This is a genomic window from Sorangium sp. So ce117, assembly GCF_051524395.1.
GTDB classification, from domain to species: Bacteria; Myxococcota_A; Polyangia; order Polyangiales; family Polyangiaceae; genus Sorangium; species Sorangium cellulosum_B.
The window spans coordinates 4,442,109-4,460,723 of the sequence record NZ_CP150309.1 but is presented as its reverse complement, the minus strand read 5'-3'; the positions used below and the strand labels follow the sequence as shown (position 1 = coordinate 4,460,723).

The window sequence follows — 18,615 nt, the reverse complement described above, 5'->3', positions numbered from 1 at the left end:
TTCCGGGAGCAAGCTTATCGGCATGTGGCTGCGGCGCGCGGGTGGGTAGCGTTCACGTCGCAGAGAGCCCGTCGCGCTTCGATGGGCGTCCTCCCCTGCCCTCACGGACATCGTTGGATGATCGCCGCACCAAGTTCTGGCATCCTGGACAGGATGCGCCCCGAGGCCACGCCGCTCGCCGCCGTATTGACCCTCGCGTTGCCGGTGCTCGTCGCGGCGTGTGCCCCCGCGAGCTCCGGCCCCCCGGGCCCCGCCGGCAAGGCCACGGCGCCGCCGAGCTCTCCGGTCCTCGCGGTGACCGGCGCGCCCTCTGGCCCGGGAACCCCTGGGCCTGCCGGCGCCGCGTCCGCGGGGGCGGCGCAGGCCGACGGCGCGCACGGCGCCGCGCCCTCCCCCGCCCCAACCGAGCCGGCCCCCGCCATCTCGGCCGACGAGGCCGAGGCGATCCTGTTCCCGGGCGACGCCGCCGCCCACCGGGACGCCATCGACGCCTGCCGGCGCGGGAACGCCGGGACAGCGGCCGCGCCAAGCCCAGCGCACGAGCGCATCCGCTGCCTGCTCGCGCTCCGCTACCAGGGCGACCCGCAGGCCGCAGCGAGCGCCACCGCGCTCTTCGACCAGAACGGCAGCGTCGCCGGGCTGGAGCGGGAGCACATGATGGATGGCGGTTACCGCGGCATGCTCCACCTCGTCCCGGAGCTGCCGGTGCGCGCCGAGCGCCGCCACCTCGAGTGGACGGTGTCGGCGATCGCCGACTTCGACGCCTTCGTCGCGGATCTCGCGGCCACGGCCAGCTCGCCCGTGCGCTACCGGCACCGCGCCCTCGCGCTCAAGTACTTCCGGTCTGTGCGGGCGCGGACGCCTTCCGCCTACGCGTCGGGCTGGACGGTCGCGTACAACCTCTCCGGCTCGCTCCACCGCTCCGCGGACGACGTGCGGGAGACGCTCTTCCACGAGCTCTTCCACCTGAACGACGGCGCGCACGGCGGGTGGTCGCAGGCGGCGCTCTCGCCGATCTACGACGGGATCGTCGCGCGCTGCGGGACGAGGATCACCTGCCTCACGCCGTACTCGCCGAACGAGACCATCGTGAAGGGCGGCACGTATTACTCGTTCCAGCCTGGAAACGGCGTGGTGGAGTACGCCGCCGAGCTGGCGATCCGCTACTACCGCGAGCAGCGCGCGGCGCTCCGCGGCAAGCGGCTCGCGAAGGCGCCGTTCAAGTGCGGCCCGCCGGAGAACGCGCGGGCGTGGTCGCTGCTCGCGGGAGAGTTCTTCGGCGGCGCCGATCGGGTGGCGCCCTGCCGGGAAGGTCCTCCGGCAGCGCCCTGAGCCACACCGCAGCACGCGCTTTCATCCTCCAACATGCTGCGCATGCCGTGACGATGGGGCGCAATCCCCATCGGAGGCCCGGTCGCGCGCAGGCGCGTCACCCCAGCTGCGACCGGTGGACGATCGAGCGTCGCGGCAGCTCGAGCGGCGGCATCGGATCGAAGAGCGAGCGCTCCGCGTCGGCCACCTCCTCGGCCGAGAAGGGCCGGAGGGTCTGGCAGAACTCGACCATGATGCCGTTGGGATCGATCGTGCAGATCGAGCGGCAGAACTCGCGATCTCGCTCGGTCACCTCGAGGCCGTGCGAGAGCCACCGCGCGAGCATCCGACCGTAGAACTCGCCCGTCGGGGCGCTGAAAGCCAGGTGGTTCATCCACACCGGCAGCCCGAGCCCTGTCGAGAGATCGGTCCTGAAGCGGCCCCGCACCGTCTCCTCGTGCAGATCCCAGAACGCCAGCAGCGGACCATCGGGCTCGCTGGTCCGATACAGGGCGTGCCTCGCCCAGCCCCCGTCGCGGCTGCCCTCGTAAGGCACCGCGATGACCTTCACGAGACGAAACCCCATGACCCGGGTATAAAACCGGTGTGTGGCGACCAGATCGCTGGTCGCCAGCGCGATGTGATGCACCGCCATCGTCCCCCCCTTTTCGTGCATGTCGAGGATGCCACGAGCCGGAGCGCTCGTTCAAGCTGGATTTCGAGCGCGGCGGGATCGGCGCTGAGCCCCCGGGCGGCTGCGCTATCCTCGGCGCACGCCATGTCCGACGGCGATCTCGTGTTCGCATCCATGCCCGCCGGGCTCGTCGCCTTCGCCTCGTCGTGCGGAGTCCCGCAGGAGGATCTCCTCCGGGCGGCCGGCGTCTCGCCCGAGGTCCTCGCCGCGCCCGACGAGCTCGTGCCGTATGCATCGCTCTTCTCGCTGTGGGAGGTCCTTCTCCAGCGCCTCCCCGGCGAGCCGCTCGGGCTGCGTTATGCGCGCTGCATCCCGGTGTCGGTCGTCGGCATCGTGGGGCACGTCCTTCGCCACAGCGAGACCGTGCGGCAGGGCGTCGCCGTCTATGGCCGCTTCTGCCGGCTGATGGACCCGTACCTCCGTATCACCCTCGAGGAGCACGGCGGGGTCGCCCGGCTCGCGCTCGAGCACGAGCCGCGCGTCGTCGCCATGGCCGAGCCGATCGAGATGATGATCGCGACGCTCGCGCGCTTCATCGCGCTCTATCTCGGCGGCTCGGCGCGGCCGATCGAGGCGCTGTTCCGCCATCCTCGCCGGCACCCGCCGTCGCTCTACGAGGAGGCGATCGGGGCTCCGGCCCGCTTCGACGCGGGCGCCACGGGCCTCGTCTACGATGCGCGTTTGCTCGACGCGCCCCTGGTCGGCGCGGACCCGTCGGTCCGCGATTACCTCGTTCGCCACGCCGAGCAGCTCCTCGCCGCGCGCGCCGCGCCCGCCAGCGCCGCGACGCTCGACGCGCGCGTGCGCGCCCGCATCGACGAGCGGCTCGACCACGGCGACGTGGACCAGGAGGGGGTCGCGCGCTCTCTGGGCATGAGCACGCGCTCGCTCCAGCGCGCGCTCAAGGACATCGGCACGTCGTTCACGGCGCAGCTCGACGAGGCCCGGCGGGAGAAGGCGCTCGATCTCGTCCGCCGGCCTGACCTCGCGCTCCAGGAGATCGCGTTCCTGCTCGGCTATGGCGAGCCGCGCCACTTCTACCGCAGCTTCCGTCGCTGGACGGGAACGACACCGGGAGAGTACCGGCGCGCCCGCGCCCGGTAGCTCCGCAACCCCGAAAGACCTTAACGGCCTGGTTGATGAAATCGAGGTGCTCCTGCGTGAGGGGCAGGCCGGCGCGCTGGTTCGCGGCCATCTCGCCGAGCCTCCGCGCGACGTCGCGGAGCTGCGAGAAGCGCGAAGCTCGACGAGAGGGCCATCGTGCCGTTGCCCAGCCCGTTGATCATGATGTGGCTCACGATCCGCTGGGTGCCGGCGCGTAGGCAAAGCGCGTGCTCGCCGCCATCCCGTGAATGGCCGCAAAACCGCGATCGATCAACGCGATGAACGCAGCGTTCGCCTTCTTCGCCGAGCCTCCGCGCTCGAACACGCGGATGGCTTCGCCGTACGCCGTGCGCCACGTCAGCACGACCATGCCGGCGACGAGCCGCACGATGCCATCGGGCTTCGGACCAGCGAGCTCGACCGCGAGCGCCTCGACCGTCTCATCCCCGATTTCGCGGAGGCGCGCCTTGAGCGACGGGCTCGCCGCGACGACGCGCAACCAGCCGACCGTCTGGCTGTCGATGCGAACGAACGGATGTTTCTGCTCGCACAGCCTGTCGACGAGGCGGCGGAGCGCGTCGATCGGCGACTGCCCTTGCGGCCTCTCGCCGATTGCCTCGCGTAAGAGCCGCTTCACCTCGTCCTCGCGATCGAAGAGGAGGTCCTCCTTGCGCGCGAAGTAGTTGAACACCGTCATCTTGGAGACATGGGCGGCGGCGGCGATCTCCTCGACCGTCACCGCGTCGAAGCCGCGCGCGAAGAACATCGCCGTCGCGACGTCGGAGATCCGCTGCCTGGTCTCGCGCTTCTTGCTTTCCCGGAGCTCGCCCATGGATCGAATCTTAGACTAAGACAAATATTTGACTTGCGCAAATGTTTACCGAGTCTAAGATTTGGCTCATGACTCACGACGTGGTCATCGTAGGCGCCGGTCCGGTCGGGCTTTTCCTCTCAATCGAGCTCGCGATCGCGGGCGTGAAGCCGCTCGTGCTGGAGCGGCTCGTGGAGCCCGACCGCACGATCAAGGCCGCCGGGGTCGGCGCGGTGGCAGCCGAGGCGCTGGAACGACGCGGGCTCGCGCGTGCGCTCGACGACGAGCGCCGTGCCACCATGGCGCGGATGATGCCGGCGCTGAAGGCGCGCTTCGGATCTGGAACGATAAAGAGGCCAGGAGGCCATTTTTCTGGAATGTTCTTGATTGACCAAGACCTCCAGCGCGACCCGGAGCGCCACATGCGTCTCGTGCCGCAAGAGGCGCTCGAGAGGATCCTGAGCGCGCGCGCGACCGAGCTCGGGATAGAAATCCGTCGCGGCATCACGGTGGAAGGCTTCGAGCAGGACGACGACGGCGTGACCGCGCAGACGAGCGCGGGCCCGCGGAGCGCGAAGTACCTCGTCGGCTGCGACGGCGGCCGGAGCCGCGTCCGCAAGCTCGCCGGCTTCGAGTTCCCCGGCACGGATCCGACCATCACCGGCTATCAGGCTGTCGTCGAGCTCGATGCGCCCGAGAAGCTCGCGATGGGTTGGCATCGAACGCCGCGCGGCCTCGTCGCGTCCGGACCGATGCCGGGGCGCGTCTTCACGGCGGAGTTCAACGGGCCGCCGCCCCATCGGGATGCGCCGATCACGCAAGCCGAGGTCGAAGCGGCGATTCAGCGCGTGAGCGGCACCGACGTCAAGATCCTGTCGATGACGATGGCGACGCGCTGGACGGATCACGCGCGGCAAGCGACGAGCTACCGAACTGGCCGCGTCTTTCTCGCCGGCGACGCCGCGCACGTCCACTCGCCCTTTGGCGGCCAAGGCTTGAACCTCGGCCTCGTCGACGCCGCGAACCTCGGTTGGAAGCTCGCCGCGGCGGTGAAGGGGCGCGAGCATCTCCTCGACTCGTACACCGCCGAGCGCCATCCCGTCGCCGCGCGCGTCCTCGAAAATACCCGCGCGCAAGTCGCGCTCATGCGACCTGACCCGCTGACGAGCGCGCTCCGCACCATCGTGAGCGACCTGATGAAGCTGCCCGAAGGCAACCGCTACTTCGGCGAGATGCTCTCGGGCGTCGGCATTCGTTACGACCTCGGGGACGACGACCCGCTCGTCGGCACGCTCGCGAAGGACCAGCTCCTCACGCTCGAAGGCGGCAGCGAAGAGCGGCTCTACGTGCTGATGGAGAAGGGCGGCGGCCTCTTCATCTCGCCTTCGAAACGGTCACTCCCGCGCAACGTGCACGTCGCACGCACCAACGACGGCCCGTCGATGCTCGTCCGTCCCGACGGCTGCATCGCGTGGACAGACGCGTCGTCGAAGTCGCTCGACGACGCGCTCGCGCGCTGGTTCTGAAGGAAAGCACCGGATTGCGACGGTTCGCCCCTGCGGAATCGTCCCGCCGGAGATTGCTGGCGCGCGGCACCTGGGCGGCCGCGAAGCGGGATGCTCGGAAAAAATCTACAATCGCCGGCGCGCGCGAGGGCCCATGGTGCGCGCATGACCCGACACGACCCCCACGCTTTTCTTCTCTCCGACACCTACCTGCAGCTCCTCGACGGCGGCGCCGCGAAGCTGATCCCTGTGGACGCCGAGTTCTGGGCGAAGATCGGCGAACGCGAGGAGCTGCACGCCGGCCGCATGGTGGGCCTCTTTCACATGAACGAGAGCCCCGATCACCGCGAGGTCCACCCCCGTGGCGACGAGATCCTGATCCTGCTCTCCGGCTCGGTCGACGTCGTGCTGGAAGACGAGGGCGGCGAGCGCGTGATCCAGCTGCGCGATCAGGGCACGTGCATCGTCCCTCGCGGCGTCTGGCACGGGCAGATCGTGCGCTCGCCGAGCGTGATGATCTTCATCACGCCCGGCGAGGGTACCCAGCACCGCGCGTGCTGATCCCACGCAGCTCGCGCTTCACGGACCAACCCACAGAGCCATGTAAACGTCGTCGAGGTACTCGTTCAGACCGCTCTTCAGCCGCCTCGTCTTACGCCCCTCTTCAACGAACCCGAGCGATCGATAAAGCGCGATCGCGGGCTCGTTCGACGAGCGCACCTGAAGCTCGACCTTTTCAACGCGCGGGTTTGAGCGCGCCCAGCGCAAGAGCGCGTTCATGAGGGCTCTGCCAATGCCTTGGCGTTGATGGCCTTCGTGGACGGCGATCATCAGCCTGACGACGTGCGACGTCGCGGCAAGCGAGAGCGGTTCCAAGAACGCATGCCCGACGACCGTGCCCGCGTGTTCGGCGACGAGATAGATGCCGCCGCGGCGAGCGTCGAGGTCGACGATCTTCTTTCGAAGGTCGTCGTCGACGATTTCGTCGGGCCTCGAGGCGAGCTTCCCCGGAACGCTCGCGATCGCGCGCTCGGCTGCGGCGAGCAACGGCGCGTCCTCCGGCCGTGCTTCTCGGATGAAAGGCGCATCGACCCCCATGACGTTCTCTTATCACTCGACGGAGCCGGTCGCAGACGAGGTCGCGCGGAGAGCTCGTCGTCGCGGCCCGGAGCGGCTGACCGGACGGCCTGGCGGACAGGGGGCGATGTGGATTTCGGGCCCTATGGCCGCCCAGCACAGGCCTCGTCGCTGTCCCATCGGGGGTGCACCAGCCGCTCGGCGGTCGCAACCGTGCCTCGCGCGTCGGTCACCACCCCCCTGATCCGGAGCGGTTGGCCGATGGCACAAGCTGGCTCGCGCAGCACGGCCGGCCATCCGATGAACTCGCACCGGCCGTCCTCGAGCTCCTCGAGCGCGATCCTCCCCCGGCTCGTCGTCGCCGAGGACGGATCGCCGATCACGGTCGTCGTGACCTCGAGCTGGACGCCCTCGGGCTCCAGGCCGAGCGTCCTGACGCTCGTCCACACGTGCCAGCCGCCCTGCGCGCCGTGGGCGAGCTCGACCTCCTGGCCTTCGGCGAGCGGCTCGAACTGCCACTCGCCGGTGCCGAGCTCGGCGATGCCCTGCGCCGGCGGCTCGTCCCCGCCGACACAGCCAGGAGCGAACGCGAGGAGCACGACGAAACCGGCGGCGGAGGTCGAGCTGGCCACGGCGTGGACTCCTACGAGCGCCGGCGGCGGCGCGCGGCCGCCAGCAGCCCGAGAAGCGCGCCGCTGAGACCGACGGCACCGCCAGCATGGCCGCCGGCGTTGCAGCCTCCAGAGGCGGCCCCGACGGCGGGCGGCGGCACATCGACCGGCCGGCCGCCCGGCAGCGAATCGGGCAGCGGCGGGACGCGCCGGTCGTAGAAGGACGTGGGGACGGGCTCGTCGGGAAGAACGCAGGTCGTCGTGCGGCTGCCGTCGGCGGCGATCGTGCCTACCGCCACATAACCGGTCGAACAGCGGCAGGTCGGCGTCATGTTCATCGGCACGCACTCGCCGTTCGCGCCGCAGTCGAACGTCGCGCAAGGATCCGCGAGCGGCGGCGCGTCAGGGAGCGCCCGGTCACCCGGGTTGAGGAACGACATGCGGAGGTCCTGGCAGGTCACCGTCGGCCGACCCGACGGATCGAGCGTGGTGCGCGCGGTCGTCCCGGGCACGCACGCGCAGGCGGCGACGGGCTGGGCGCCGTCCGCGCCCTCGACGACGCGGCACAGGCCGCCTGCGCCGCACGCCGCGAAGTCGCACGGCGACGCGGCGCCAGCGGCCTCGGAGGCCGGAGCGCCCACGCACAGGTCGCGGTCATCGACGTAGCGCTGGAGCAGACGGGTGTTCGACACAACGGGACCGTCGGTGCGCCGGAAGATCGGATCGACGGTCATCTCCTCGGGCGACAGGCGCGTATAGAGCCGTGTGATGGTCGCGTTGCCCTCCAGCAGCGGCAGCAGCGCGTCGCGCGCGGCCAGCTGATCCTCGTCCGAGGTCATCGTGTTGCGGACCTGCTCGGCGATGTCGGTCGTCGGTCCGCTCATCTCCGTGACGAAGCCTCGACCGCCGGCGTCGTCGACGCCGCGCGCGACGAGCGCCGTCCAGTTCGTCTGCAGCGGCCACTGGTTCGCGCTCCAGACGATCTGGTTGTCGTCGATCTCGACGTCCGGCCAGTTGGCCGGCCCATAACGCCGGTCGCCGAGGATCATCACGGTGATGCCCATCTCCGGCTCGGCGGCGATCGCCGTCAGCCGGATCGGAATCGACGGCGACCCCGACGGAAGCGTGAAGCGGAACGGCTGGATGTCGGTGACCGCCGCGTCCGGCTGGAGCCGCAGCGCGAGGAACTTCATCCCCTCGCTCGTATAGATGCGGATGTACGGCACCATCGCGTCGTTAACGCGGAAGTTGTTGTCGCGAAGCCAGGCGACGAGCGCCGTGGGATCGGTCGACTCGACGACGGCCACGTCGTACGGCCCGACCTCTTCCCGGATGTGCACCGTGACGTCGCCGTCGTCGGTGCCGCCCGCGGTGGGCCCGCCCCCCGCGGATTCGGGGAAGGCGGGGTAGCAGCTCGGGTCGTTGGGCCACTGGAACTGCGGGCCCGTCGCTGAATCGAGGGCGGTGAGCGCAAGCTGCGGGAACACAGCGAGGCTCTCCACCGCCGGCACCTCGGCCAGCGGAACCACCCAGGCGAAGTCCGGCGCCGCGCCCGCATACTGGATCTGCGTCACCATCGTGACCGAACCATCCTGGTTCGTCGCGAACAGGATCCGCTCCGCGGTCTGGTCCACCGGCTGTCGTCCGCAAAAGAATCCTCCGCACGCCTCGGCGGGTCGCGGCGCCGTCATCAGCGCCGCCGCCGCCATCACCGGAGCCATCCATAGCTTGCGCATGGTCTACATCCTCCTCGCCCGACCGATCGGGCGAACGCTCCCAGGCAAACACAGCGCCATGCACAAGAAAAGGCGATTCCTGGGTACGACGCCCGAGATAGCATCGACTCATGACGAGCGTACTCGCGATCATCAGCGCCTCCGCGCTCGCCGGCCTGGAGAAGCAACACGGGGCGTGCGAGCCAGGGAGCGTCCTGCCCCTCGATCGCTACCTGAGCCGGCACCGCGCCCTCGAGCCCCTCTCGGAGGGAGGCACGCTCTACCTGGCCACGGTGCGCCAGCCGGGAGAGCGCCTCTGGCTCGTGGGCGCGCTCCGCTTCCCCCAAGCGGAGGCGGAGATGTGGACGGCGGAGGCGAACGTCGCTCCCATCACCGACATCACCGATCTGGTCGGCAGCCTGCGCTTCTCGAGCGGCAAGGGCCTGACGGCGGCGCCCGGGAAGCTCGCGATGTCGCTCCAGACGCCCCGCGCCCTGACCGAGGACGACCAGGTCGTGCTCGAAGCGCGCGTCAGCCCGAGCGCGCGCGCTGCGTACGAGGCCGCCAAGCGAGACGCGCTGCCGCCCAGGAAGGCCGCGAAGTCCGCGATGAAGCCCACCAAGAACGGCAAGCCAGACGCCATCGCCGCGCCGGCCGCCGTGGACGACCTCGATCTCGTGGCCGCGCTCGCGAACATCGACGCCTGGCGGCGCCTGTCGAAGGGCGGCAAGGAACGCGTGCTCGCCGAGCTCGTGGAGCGCCTCGCCGCGGAGGCTTCCGGACCGAGCTTCGAGCTCGCCGCGCCGCACGTGGGCAGCGACGGCCTCGGCGTCCTGCGCGACACCGAGACGGGGCACGAGCTCGTGGTCGTGCCCGGCGGCGTCGCGCGCGTGGGCTTCGCGCCCGACGACATGCTCACCTGCTGGGCCGCGGCCGACCTCGGCGACGTCGACGAAGCGGCGTTCCAGGACGGCTTCCGCTCGGCGCGGCCCCCGCGCTGGTTCCGCCTTCCGCCGTTCCTTGTCGCGCGCCGCGGCGCTCCGTGCGCGGAGGACGAGCGCGACGATCGTCTCGCCGAGGCCGCCCGGCGTGGCTACCGCGAGATCCGTGAGGTGGAATGGGAATGGTGCGCCCAGGAGGGCGGCGCCGTCTCGTTCGTGGGGATGGCGCGGGGCGCGCCCGACTTCTCGCCGAGCCAGGAGCCCGCGCCCCTCGATCCCACCGGCTTCGGGCTCCACGAGCTCATCGACGAGCCCTGCCGCATGGCCGACGCCTTTCACCCGACGTGGGACGCCGCGCTCGAGACAGGCGACTTCCCGCCGGGCCCGGGCGGCGCCCCGCGCGCCCTCCGGCTCGCGCACACCCAGTGGCAGTCCCGCGAGGAGCTGATCGCCTGGCACCGCGCGGCGCGAGCCTGCGAGTCGGAGCACACGCAGGGCACCCTCCGCCTCGTGCGCGACCTGCCCTGCAAGGACGCGGCGCTCGCCCTGCTCGCCCGGGTCGCCCTGCCCACCGAAGCGCCCATCGCTCGCCTGATCGAGGCGATCGGCGGCAAAACACCCGACAGGAAGCGCGCGCTCCGCGTCCTCGACGATCTCGCCACCGACCCTGCCGGTGCGCCCGAAGCTCCCGCGCTCCTCGCCCACCTCGTGAAGGGCGACCCGGCGTGGGATCCGAAGGTGCACCTCCACGCGCTCCGGCTCGGCGTCCGCCTGGCCGAGGACCGGGGAGCGCGCGAGGAGCGCCCCGGAGCGCGCGCCGCCGCGCGCGCGGCCCTCGCCAGCCACGAGCCCACGCTCGCAGCGAGGCTCGGGGACGCGGCGCCGAACGTCCGCGCGCACGCCCTCTACGCCCTCTCCCCCATCGCGCCGTCGAGCGCGACGCGGGCGGCCGTGCTCGAGCTCGCACGGCGCGAGAAGCAGGAGCCGACGCGCATGGCCGCCTTCCTCTGCCTCGGCGCGTGGCTGGCGCGCGAGCAGGACACCGAAGCGCACGCGCTGCTCGCGGGCGCCGTGAAGGGACGCTCGGCTCCCCTCGCCTCGGTCGCTGCGCTCGCGCTCGCGCTCGGCGCCCCGCTCGATCGACTGCCCGAAGGAGGGCTCCTGCGCCTCTGCCAGGCGCTCGGCCTGAAGTCCAAGGCGGCCGACGCCCTGCCCTTCTGGGATGGAAATCTCCGTGAGCGAGCCTTCGCGATCCTCCGGAACGCGAGCGAGGCCACGCGCGAGGAGGCCGCGCGCTCCCTGCTCGCGCCGCTCGAGGGTCCGGATGCCCCCTCCGCGAAGATCGTGGCGCTCGGGCTGGCGCTCCTCTTCTCGCCTCGGCCGAACGAGCGCGAGACGGTCCGCCCCGAGGCGCTCTCCCCCATGGCGCAGCGCCTGCTCGAGCTCACCGCCGAGCGCGAGGTCGACGCCCCCGTCGACTTCGGCTCCTACGCGGTGCCCCGGCCCCTCGCCCTGCGCCGCGCGCTGATCGGCCTCGGCCCCTGGCTCCCGAGCGATCGGCTTGTGCGCCTCCGCTTCGGCGAGGAGGACGTGGAGCTGCCCCTCTGGCGGGCCAGCGAGCGCATCGACGCCGAAAACGACGACCGGGCCAGGGAAGCCCTGAAGAAGCTCGTCGCCGGCCTCTCGCCGCTCGAACGGCTCGCGCTCTGGCTCGACCCCCGCCGGCTCCGCGACCTCGACCTTCCCGGCTCGAACCAAGGCCAGCTGAAGCTCATCGCCGACGCGGTGGCCCAGGACAGAGGTGCAACTCTGGCGCTCGCCCAGGCCGAGCTCGCGCGCCTCGACGACCTGCGCGCGCGCGGCGCCGAGGTCACGTACTCGACCGTGCTCCGGCTCTTCGCCTGCCTCGTCGAGCCTGGAAAAGAGCTTGATCCGAGCCTCCTCGGCCACCTCGATCTCACGCTGAAGGAGTCCGAGTCGCTGCCCGATGAGGTGTGGCGCGCGCTGCCACGGGCCACGGCGCACGAGCTGCTCGAGCGCACGGCCACGGCCTTCCTCGACGAAGAGCTCGTCGATTTGCAGACCCTGCGCACCAGGTCGCGCGGCGAGAAGGTCGTCGACGCGGCGCTCCTGCTCAGGAGCTTGCGCGGGCTCAAGCTCGGCCTTTTGCTCATGGCCCCCTTCGGCGCACGCTGGAAGGCCGAGGAGATCGAGCCCACGCTCGACGCCTGGCCGGAGGCGAAATCGTTCGTGGCCACCTTCAACGCCGATTACGCCAAGGTGAGCAGCGTGCGCGCCGCCGTCGACTTCATCATCGCTCAGCGCCCGAAGCTGGGAGTTTGAGCGCCGGCCGGCGGCGGCTTCGCTCCGCCTCCGCCGGCGATGGGGTGCAATGCACTGAGAAACGGGAGCGAGGCGTCGCCCAGCGTGTCGTGGACGGGCTCCTTCGATGCGTGGATGAGTTGCGGATCCAGCACCACCATTCCGGCCGGGAGCGGTTCACTCGGGTTGAGCAACTGGGTTGGCGCCGCGCGCCGCCGCGTTGGCATGGAGCGCGCTTGGCCTCCTTCGGATACCGCGGGAATAGCGCTCTTCTCGGAATGGAGAGCGGCTCCCTCGCTGGTACGCGTGTTGCCAATACGGCTCATGATGTGGCAAATGAGGTCTCTCCATCTCGCATGGTTGACGCTCGCCGCCGTGGCGTGCGGCACGGATCCGGTGGCGGTGGACCCGCGGACAACCTCGCAGCTGGTCCTCGAGGGAGGGCTCATCGCGGAGCGCCCGAAGGTCATCGTGCTGGTCGTCGATGACGCGGACACGACCGAAGCCGCGCAGCTCCGTGAGCGCGTCGCCCAGAGCGTGCGCGCAGGCCTCCTTGCCGTGATCGAATCGCGGTGGGGAACATGCGGCAGCGCGGATCCGGCCCAGTGGCACCCGGGCGATATTCGGGTGGTCGTCGCGCGGCCGAGCGCGCCCGACGCTGCGGCGCTCGTCACCTCGAGGGAAATCCCCTCGCTCGCGTGGACCACGCAGACCTCGCACGAGGAGGAGGTCGAGGCGGTGATGGCAGGCGTGACAGAGGCGCTGGGACAGCGGCTCGCCGAGCCCGGGGAGGAGTACCGCCCGCTACGGACGGCCAGGCGCGCGCTGGAGCTCGTCACGGGCGCGCGCGCACCCGTGGGGGATGCCGAGGTAGCCCTCGTCAGGTCGCTGCCTCAAGACAGGATCGCGAGGCTGCTCGTCGCGAGCACGCGCGACGACGAGGGGCCCGGGCTCGTCGCCGACGAGGTACCCAGCCAGACAGCGCTGTCGATGACCCTGGACACGGAGGTGGTCGGGCCTTTCACCACGCCCGATTGGACCTGTCACGCCATCGACGAAGGCGGCGGGCGACTCGCGGCGTGGAGCGAGCTCATGAGCGCGGAGCCGATCACCTCGAGCTGCGACGATCAGCACACGTGGGACATGCTCCTTCACCCGGGCTTTGCCGATTGCGGCCCCATCTGCCAGGCCCACCCGCTCGCCGTGGACGCCGGAGGCGTGGTCGCTTGCAAGGTCATGATCGATCAGGCCGATGTCGAGCGCTGCGATGCCGCGCTAGGTCGGCGCGATCCAGGCGGGCAGCCCACGCTCGTCGAGCGCGGCGGCAAGGAGCTGCGCCGCTGCGAGGTCGTGCAGCTCGCCGGCGCCGACCTGGAGAGCTGCCGGCATTCGCTCGATTGTCCAGGATGCCCGAGCGGCTTCTGCGCGACCGAGGTGCCGGAGCTCGTGTCGCAGTGGCGCTGCGGGCCCTCGGAGCACCCATGGCCGCTCCGGTTCATCGGCGGCCCGATCGAACGCCGTGGAGGGTGGATCAACATCACCTGCAGTACCGAAGCAGCGGAGTGAGAGACCACACCGTCCGGCGCGCCGTGTCCGGTCGTCGACACCTCGTTCCGAACCTGACAAATCCTCTCATTTTGTTGACATTACAGCGAAGAAGAAATTGAACAGGGAGGCGGGGAGTTTGATGGGATTCTACTCCCCGTCTCCTCGCCTCCCTGTGAATCCTCCTGGAAAGGAACCAGCGGAGTCGGGTTCAGTCGATGATGGTCCAGGTGGCCTTGGCGGTGCAGCCGTAGGCGTCGAGCGCGCCGGGGTGCGAGAGGGGGACGAGCTTGGTCTGGCCCTTGGCGAGCGGCCCGGTCACCGAGCGGGTGTAGGGCCCAGGATCGCCGTAGTAGTGCGTTACCGTGAAGGTGATCTTCGCATCCTCCGGAACGCCAAAGAGCGAGGTGTTCTTGATCGCCGCGTTCGGGTTGAAGATGCTGGGAAACGTGATCGAGCAGGAGAGGTTCACGGTCTTCGTGACCGGGCCGCCGCCGTCATCCCCCCCGGGGCCGATGATCGCCTCTGCGCCCTCACCCACGACCTCGGCGGCGTCGCTCGCGCCTTCATCGGCGCTGTCGCCGTCGAGCGGCTCGGCGATGCAGCCGATGAGCGAGAAGGACGAGATGAGCGAGCAGAGGAGCAGGTTCTTGAGCTTCATGGTGGTGTATCCTTGGGTCGGGGTTCACGCTCACGAGATCGCGTGTCGGCGGCCTCTGGCGATACCGAGTCGCCCGGGACGCCCTTGTCGCTGTCTCGCGGCGTCGCATCCCGATAGAGCAACCGGCGGGCCAGGTTGTCGGGGCGCTTCGGGCCTCCCCCGGCACGCCCAGGATCCGCGGGGATGACGGCCTTTCTCGTGGTTTTCGCGCTCCTCCGCGCGGCGCCGGGGGGGCGCCCGCGCGGCGCGGTGGAGGTCTGAGCCCCCACGCCGACGGCGCGAGCCTCCACCACGTGTCTTCTCAGGTGCTCTCTGGCCTGGGAGACTTCGTCGCGCGGAAAACGGGAACGAGGAGCCGCCAGATGGCCGCCCTTCCTCACGCCGGCGTGCGCCGATCGCCGGAGGTCGACCCCCTTGTCCCCGAGGAGGGTCCGGCGAGCGTTGTGCGGGCCATTCGCACCGCGTAGCATCCGCTCTCGTGCGCCCCACGATCTTCGGTCACCGGCCGTCGGTCCCATGCTGATCATCCGACGCCACCAGAAGGCGGCGTTCGCCGCCCTGCAGAGGGACCGCTTCCTGGTCCAGACCGCCGCTTACCTCAGGCGCTGGCATGGCCCCGCCTGCGAGGCGCTGGGCGACGCCGAGCTCCGCGCTTTCATCGAGGAGGGCGTGGTCCGCGCCGGCCGCTACGGCGTCACCCTCGAGCATCACGTGGTCCAGTTTCTCGACTGGATGCTCGATGTCGGCGCCGGCTTCGACGCCGATCCCGCCCACCCCTGGATCGCCCGCATCCTGCGCGATCCCGCCCTCCACGGCGATCTGAGGATGCCGGCCCTCGAGGACGAGGCCGGAGCCCGAGGGTTTCCCCTGGGAGGCGACGGCTCTCCATGAAACGCGGCATTCCGGAGGGTTACGACCCTCTGCCCACGAAGCGGCACAAGCCGTCACCCAGGCACGAAGCGCGCGACCAGGCGTTCGGCGAGCACAGCGCCAGGCGGGTCGGCGACCCCATCCTGGTCTGCCGGGACCACCGCCCGGTGCTCATCAATCTCAGGGTCATCGCAGGCGCCGCGCCGACGGGGCCCAACGCGTCGCGGACGACGACGCACCCCGCCGGCTTCGTCCTGCTCGAGGCGGACACCATCCCCAACGACGGAACCGCCTGGAACCAGATCGCGTGGGCTGGGGGGCTCGACGCGGGCAGTCCCCGGCACCGGCTGGTCCCACGCTCGCAGGCCGGCGACTTCGTGGTGTTCGCATGCCTCGGCCCGATGTTCGCCTCCCATCACGTCACGGTCTTCGATCCTTTCCTCGTGCGGCTCGACGTGGTGAGAGACGCCGAGCTTCACCGCGGGACCTGGTGGACGCTCCACGAAGGGGACGGGGTGGTGCTGGTGCGGGCGAGGACCACTCCCGACGATCAGGAGACGTGGGCTCAGATCCAGTGGACCGGAGGGGCTCCCGTCGCCGGAAGCCCGAACCTGCGCGCTCTCTCGCGCGCGGTGTTCGACGAGCAGATCATCGGGGCGACCCTTGGCGGGGTCGAGGACGAGCTCGTCGTGCGGGTGTTCCGGCTCGAATCGCTGGTGCTCAGCGCGAACGAAGCGTCCTACGACACCGCTGCGGCGGTCACCGCGACGGCCACCACCTCCCCCGACGATCCGGCCGTTTGGGCCCAGCTCGGATGGCATGGCGTCGCGTCATCGAACGGCAACACGGCGCTGGTCTCGTGCGATCAGCTCGGCTCGCAGAACGTGCACGTGTCGCTGCACGGCCAATTCCGCTCGGCCACCCTCACCGTGCACCCCGTGCTCGTCTCGCTGGTGCTCAGCAACAAAAAAGCGTCCTACGACGCCGCTGCGACGGTCACCGCGACGGCCACCACCCTCCCCGACGTACCGGATGCCTGGAACCAGCTCCAATGGGAGGGCGCCGCGCCCAGCGGTGACAAACACACCGCCCAGGTCTCGTGCGATCAGCTCGGCCCGCGGGACGTTCGGGTGTCGCTCCGCCGCCAATCCCGCTCGGACACCCTCACCGTGCACCCCGTGCTCGTCTCGCTGGTGCTCAGCAACAAAGAAGCGTCCTACGACGCCGCTGCGACGGTCACCGCGACGGCCACCACCCTCCCCGACGTACCGGACGCATGGAACCAGCTCGTATGGCACGGCGCCGCGCCCAGCGGCGACCAACACACCGCCCAGGTCTCGTGCGATCAGCTCGGGTCGCGGGACGTGCGCGTGTCGCTGCGCGGCGCGTCCCGCTCGGACACCCTCACCGTGCACCCCGTGCTCGTCTCGCTGGTGCTCAGCAACAAAGAAGCGTCGTACGACGCCGCTGCGACGGTCACCGCGACGGCCATCACCTCCCCTGACGCACCGGACGCATGGAACCAGCTCGTATGGCACGGCGCCGCGCCCAGCGACGACCAACACACCGCCCAGGTCTCGTGCGATCAGCTCGGGTCGCGCGACGTGCGGGTGTCGCTGCGCGGCGCGTCCCGCTCGGCCACCCTCAGCGTCCACCCCGTGCTCGAATCGCTGGTGCTCAGCGTCAACGAGGCTTCCTACGACCCCGCTGCGACGGTCACCGCGACGGCCACCACGCTCCCCGACCTACCGGACGCCTGGAACCAGCTCCAATGGGAGGGCGCCGCGCCCAGCGGCGACAAACACACCGCTCAGGTCTCGTGCGATCAGCTCGGCTCGCGGGACGTGCGGGTATCGCTACGCGGCGCATCCCGCTCCGACACCCTCACCGTGCACCCCGTGCTCGTCCGGCTCGAGGTCATCAACGCCACGGACAATGGCAGCGGCGCCTGGGAGGCCTTCAAGGGGGCAGCCGACGTGCAGATCCGAGCCGACACCTCGCCGCCCGCCGCCGCGAGTCAGATCACCTGGGTCGGGGGCGTCCCGGTCCAGCCGGGGATCGTGAGCGTTTCGTGCGCGGACCTCGGCACCACCGACATCGAGGCTGCGCTCCAAGGTCCACCCCAGAACGTGACGATCATCGTCAAGCGAAACCTCCCTGCCTTGCTTGGCAACTACGGTACAAAACAGCAATTTCTCGACGCGGCCGAGAAGTTCTTTGCCTCGCAGGGCACGGAAGACCAGCTCCGCGCCGCGGTGGGGAGCCCCTATCCGGCCAAGTCGCTCTTCAGTTGGCTGCAGCTCGCTTCGATCGAGCTCCGTCGCACCCAAGGTCTCACGCTGCTCGATGCCCTCTCGCCAGACTGCCTGGCGGCGGACCTGCAGGCGACCGCCAAGCTGCTGATCGCCGCTAGCAACGTCGCCGCCAAAGGCTGTGATGCCGCGACCGTCGCGCGGTTGCTGTCCAGGTACTACAAACCTGAGCGCTGCGCGAAACTGACCGAGCTGCTCGATCTGGGTCTGTCCGACGCAGACTGGAGCACGATCCTCTCTGACCACCAGCTCTGGCCGGTCGGTCGCAACTTCCTCGTGTTCGACCGCGTGCTCCGTGCTGCGGCGAACGCGAACTTCGGGTCCGATCGCGCGCTGAACCTGCTCCACGCGCTACGGTGGGTGATCGACGAGTTCGACAAGGCCATGACGATCCTTGCGAGCGCGCCCACGCTCCCCAACGCCCGCCTATTCTGGCTGCGCGATCACGAGGAGCGCGTGCTGGGCGACCCCGCCACTGCGGGCCTGCTCATCGAAGCCCAGGGGACGCCTCTCCGGAAAGAAGCCGCCGAGGTCCTGGTGCAGTCGTGGGGCATCGCCGGCCAACAGGCCGAGGATGCCCTCGACTACGCGACGAACGGCGCCGCGACCTTTGCTGTCGTGCACGAGCGGCTCTTCGCGTTGAAGGCCACGGGCGGCGACCAGCAGAGGGCGAACCAGCTGCTCGCCCAGCAGGATTATACTGTGCACGAAGCCCGCGCGTTGCTCGCGAGAAACGCCGGCAACAATTGCGCCGAACACTATGCCGACGATGACAATTCGGCCAAAAACGCGGCCGAGTTGCGCCGAAACGTGGGCGCCAACGCCTGCATCCCCAGCGGACTCGATGGGATGGCCACGCAGCTCGCGCGGGTGCTGCAGCAGCACCGCGCGGAGATCAACGGCTTGCAGAACGGCGCGGAGACCACGCTGATGAAGTACACGACCCATGGGGCCGGAAAGCTGTGGATCTCGATCCAGGGCGGCAACCCCGTGAAAGAGGATTGGGTGGGCCTCGAGGTCGTGCTCATCCGTCGACCGAGTGGCTCGCTCTTCGTCAAGCACTGCCAGCCCACCACGGCGAAGTCGTGGGTATGATGACCGCCCCTCGCGGATTTCAGAAGCTACCGCTTGGTCTG

Annotated in this window: 14 protein-coding genes; 8 read left to right on the top strand and 6 right to left on the bottom strand. The window is 70.2% G+C overall.

What is annotated here, in order from left to right; all coding sequences use genetic code 11:
* Positions 1 to 117: 117 nt before the first annotated feature.
* Positions 118 to 1,332, top strand: coding sequence for a hypothetical protein (locus WMF46_RS16665; protein ID WP_437986508.1), 1,215 nt, complete (start codon positions 118 to 120; stop codon positions 1,330 to 1,332).
* Positions 1,333 to 1,429: 97 nt separating this feature from the next.
* Here the strand turns inward: WMF46_RS16665 and WMF46_RS16660 are convergent, their stop codons facing one another.
* Positions 1,430 to 1,966, bottom strand: a complete 537-nt coding sequence (locus tag WMF46_RS16660) for a VOC family protein (protein ID WP_437986507.1) — start codon at positions 1,964 to 1,966, stop codon at positions 1,430 to 1,432.
* A gap of 123 nt (positions 1,967 to 2,089) precedes the next feature.
* Here WMF46_RS16660 and WMF46_RS16655 point away from each other — a divergent pair, with 123 nt between their 5' ends.
* Positions 2,090 to 3,109, top strand: a complete 1,020-nt coding sequence (locus WMF46_RS16655; RefSeq protein WP_437986506.1) for an AraC family transcriptional regulator — start codon at positions 2,090 to 2,092, stop codon at positions 3,107 to 3,109.
* Positions 3,110 to 3,299: 190 nt separating this feature from the next.
* Here the strand turns inward: WMF46_RS16655 and WMF46_RS16650 are convergent, their stop codons facing one another.
* Positions 3,300 to 3,941 carry a TetR/AcrR family transcriptional regulator gene (locus tag WMF46_RS16650; protein WP_437986505.1) on the bottom strand — a complete coding sequence of 214 codons (642 nt, stop codon included), beginning with the start codon at positions 3,939 to 3,941 and terminating at the stop codon, positions 3,300 to 3,302.
* A 68-nt stretch (positions 3,942 to 4,009) separates the two neighbouring features.
* Here WMF46_RS16650 and WMF46_RS16645 point away from each other — a divergent pair, with 68 nt between their 5' ends.
* Together WMF46_RS16645 and WMF46_RS16640 are read left to right on the top strand one after the other, a co-directional pair.
* Complete coding sequence (locus WMF46_RS16645; RefSeq protein WP_437986504.1) at positions 4,010 to 5,446, top strand: FAD-dependent monooxygenase; 1,437 nt, start codon at positions 4,010 to 4,012, stop codon at positions 5,444 to 5,446.
* 144 nt (positions 5,447 to 5,590) lie between these two features.
* A complete protein-coding gene (locus WMF46_RS16640; RefSeq protein WP_437986503.1) occupies positions 5,591 to 5,986 on the top strand; it encodes a cupin domain-containing protein in 396 nt (131 codons plus the stop codon).
* Between the two features lie 18 nt (positions 5,987 to 6,004).
* Here the strand turns inward: WMF46_RS16640 and WMF46_RS16635 are convergent, their stop codons facing one another.
* The 3 genes from WMF46_RS16635 to WMF46_RS16625 form a co-directional block, all read right to left on the bottom strand.
* Entirely contained in the window at positions 6,005 to 6,523 is a 519-nt protein-coding gene (locus WMF46_RS16635; RefSeq protein ID WP_437986502.1) for an N-acetyltransferase family protein, read from the bottom strand.
* A gap of 122 nt (positions 6,524 to 6,645) precedes the next feature.
* A complete protein-coding gene (locus tag WMF46_RS16630; RefSeq protein WP_437986501.1) occupies positions 6,646 to 7,134 on the bottom strand; it encodes a hypothetical protein in 489 nt (162 codons plus the stop codon).
* An 11-nt stretch (positions 7,135 to 7,145) separates the two neighbouring features.
* Complete coding sequence (locus WMF46_RS16625) at positions 7,146 to 8,849, bottom strand: DUF2330 domain-containing protein (RefSeq protein ID WP_437986500.1); 1,704 nt, start codon at positions 8,847 to 8,849, stop codon at positions 7,146 to 7,148.
* Between the two features lie 110 nt (positions 8,850 to 8,959).
* On the opposite strand from WMF46_RS16625, the gene WMF46_RS16620 reads away from it, so the two are divergent.
* Positions 8,960 to 12,112, top strand: coding sequence for a hypothetical protein (locus WMF46_RS16620; RefSeq protein ID WP_437986499.1), 3,153 nt, complete (start codon positions 8,960 to 8,962; stop codon positions 12,110 to 12,112).
* A gap of 315 nt (positions 12,113 to 12,427) precedes the next feature.
* Positions 12,428 to 13,657: a hypothetical protein gene (locus tag WMF46_RS16615; protein ID WP_437986498.1), complete on the top strand. Its 1,230-nt coding sequence runs from the start codon at positions 12,428 to 12,430 to the stop codon at positions 13,655 to 13,657.
* 190 nt (positions 13,658 to 13,847) lie between these two features.
* Here the strand turns inward: WMF46_RS16615 and WMF46_RS16610 are convergent, their stop codons facing one another.
* Positions 13,848 to 14,297 (bottom strand): hypothetical protein, encoded by a 450-nt coding sequence (locus WMF46_RS16610; protein WP_437986497.1) that lies wholly within the window; start codon positions 14,295 to 14,297, stop codon positions 13,848 to 13,850.
* 516 nt (positions 14,298 to 14,813) lie between these two features.
* Here WMF46_RS16610 and WMF46_RS16605 point away from each other — a divergent pair.
* Together WMF46_RS16605 and WMF46_RS16600 are read left to right on the top strand one after the other, a co-directional pair.
* Positions 14,814 to 15,188 (top strand): hypothetical protein, encoded by a 375-nt coding sequence (locus tag WMF46_RS16605; protein WP_437986496.1) that lies wholly within the window; start codon positions 14,814 to 14,816, stop codon positions 15,186 to 15,188.
* 494 nt (positions 15,189 to 15,682) lie between these two features.
* Positions 15,683 to 18,574, top strand: a complete 2,892-nt coding sequence (locus WMF46_RS16600; protein ID WP_437986495.1) for a hypothetical protein — start codon at positions 15,683 to 15,685, stop codon at positions 18,572 to 18,574.
* Positions 18,575 to 18,615: the final 41 nt, after the last annotated feature.

Excerpts from the sequence above, each read along its gene's own strand:
- WMF46_RS16665 (WP_437986508.1), top strand. The coding sequence starts at position 118 with ATGATCGCCGCACCAAGTTCTGGCATCCTGGACAGGATGCGCCCCGAG.
- WMF46_RS16660 (WP_437986507.1), bottom strand. The coding sequence starts at position 1,966 with ATGGCGGTGCATCACATCGCGCTGGCGACCAGCGATCTGGTCGCCACA.
- WMF46_RS16655 (WP_437986506.1), top strand. The coding sequence starts at position 2,090 with ATGTCCGACGGCGATCTCGTGTTCGCATCCATGCCCGCCGGGCTCGTC.
- WMF46_RS16650 (WP_437986505.1), bottom strand. The coding sequence starts at position 3,941 with ATGGGCGAGCTCCGGGAAAGCAAGAAGCGCGAGACCAGGCAGCGGATC.
- WMF46_RS16645 (WP_437986504.1), top strand. The coding sequence starts at position 4,010 with ATGACTCACGACGTGGTCATCGTAGGCGCCGGTCCGGTCGGGCTTTTC.
- WMF46_RS16640 (WP_437986503.1), top strand. The coding sequence starts at position 5,591 with ATGACCCGACACGACCCCCACGCTTTTCTTCTCTCCGACACCTACCTG.
- WMF46_RS16635 (WP_437986502.1), bottom strand. The coding sequence starts at position 6,523 with ATGGGGGTCGATGCGCCTTTCATCCGAGAAGCACGGCCGGAGGACGCG.
- WMF46_RS16625 (WP_437986500.1), bottom strand. The coding sequence starts at position 8,849 with ATGCGCAAGCTATGGATGGCTCCGGTGATGGCGGCGGCGGCGCTGATG.
- WMF46_RS16620 (WP_437986499.1), top strand. The coding sequence starts at position 8,960 with ATGACGAGCGTACTCGCGATCATCAGCGCCTCCGCGCTCGCCGGCCTG.
- WMF46_RS16615 (WP_437986498.1), top strand. The coding sequence starts at position 12,428 with ATGAGGTCTCTCCATCTCGCATGGTTGACGCTCGCCGCCGTGGCGTGC.
- WMF46_RS16610 (WP_437986497.1), bottom strand. The coding sequence starts at position 14,297 with ATGAAGCTCAAGAACCTGCTCCTCTGCTCGCTCATCTCGTCCTTCTCG.
- WMF46_RS16605 (WP_437986496.1), top strand. The coding sequence starts at position 14,814 with ATGCTGATCATCCGACGCCACCAGAAGGCGGCGTTCGCCGCCCTGCAG.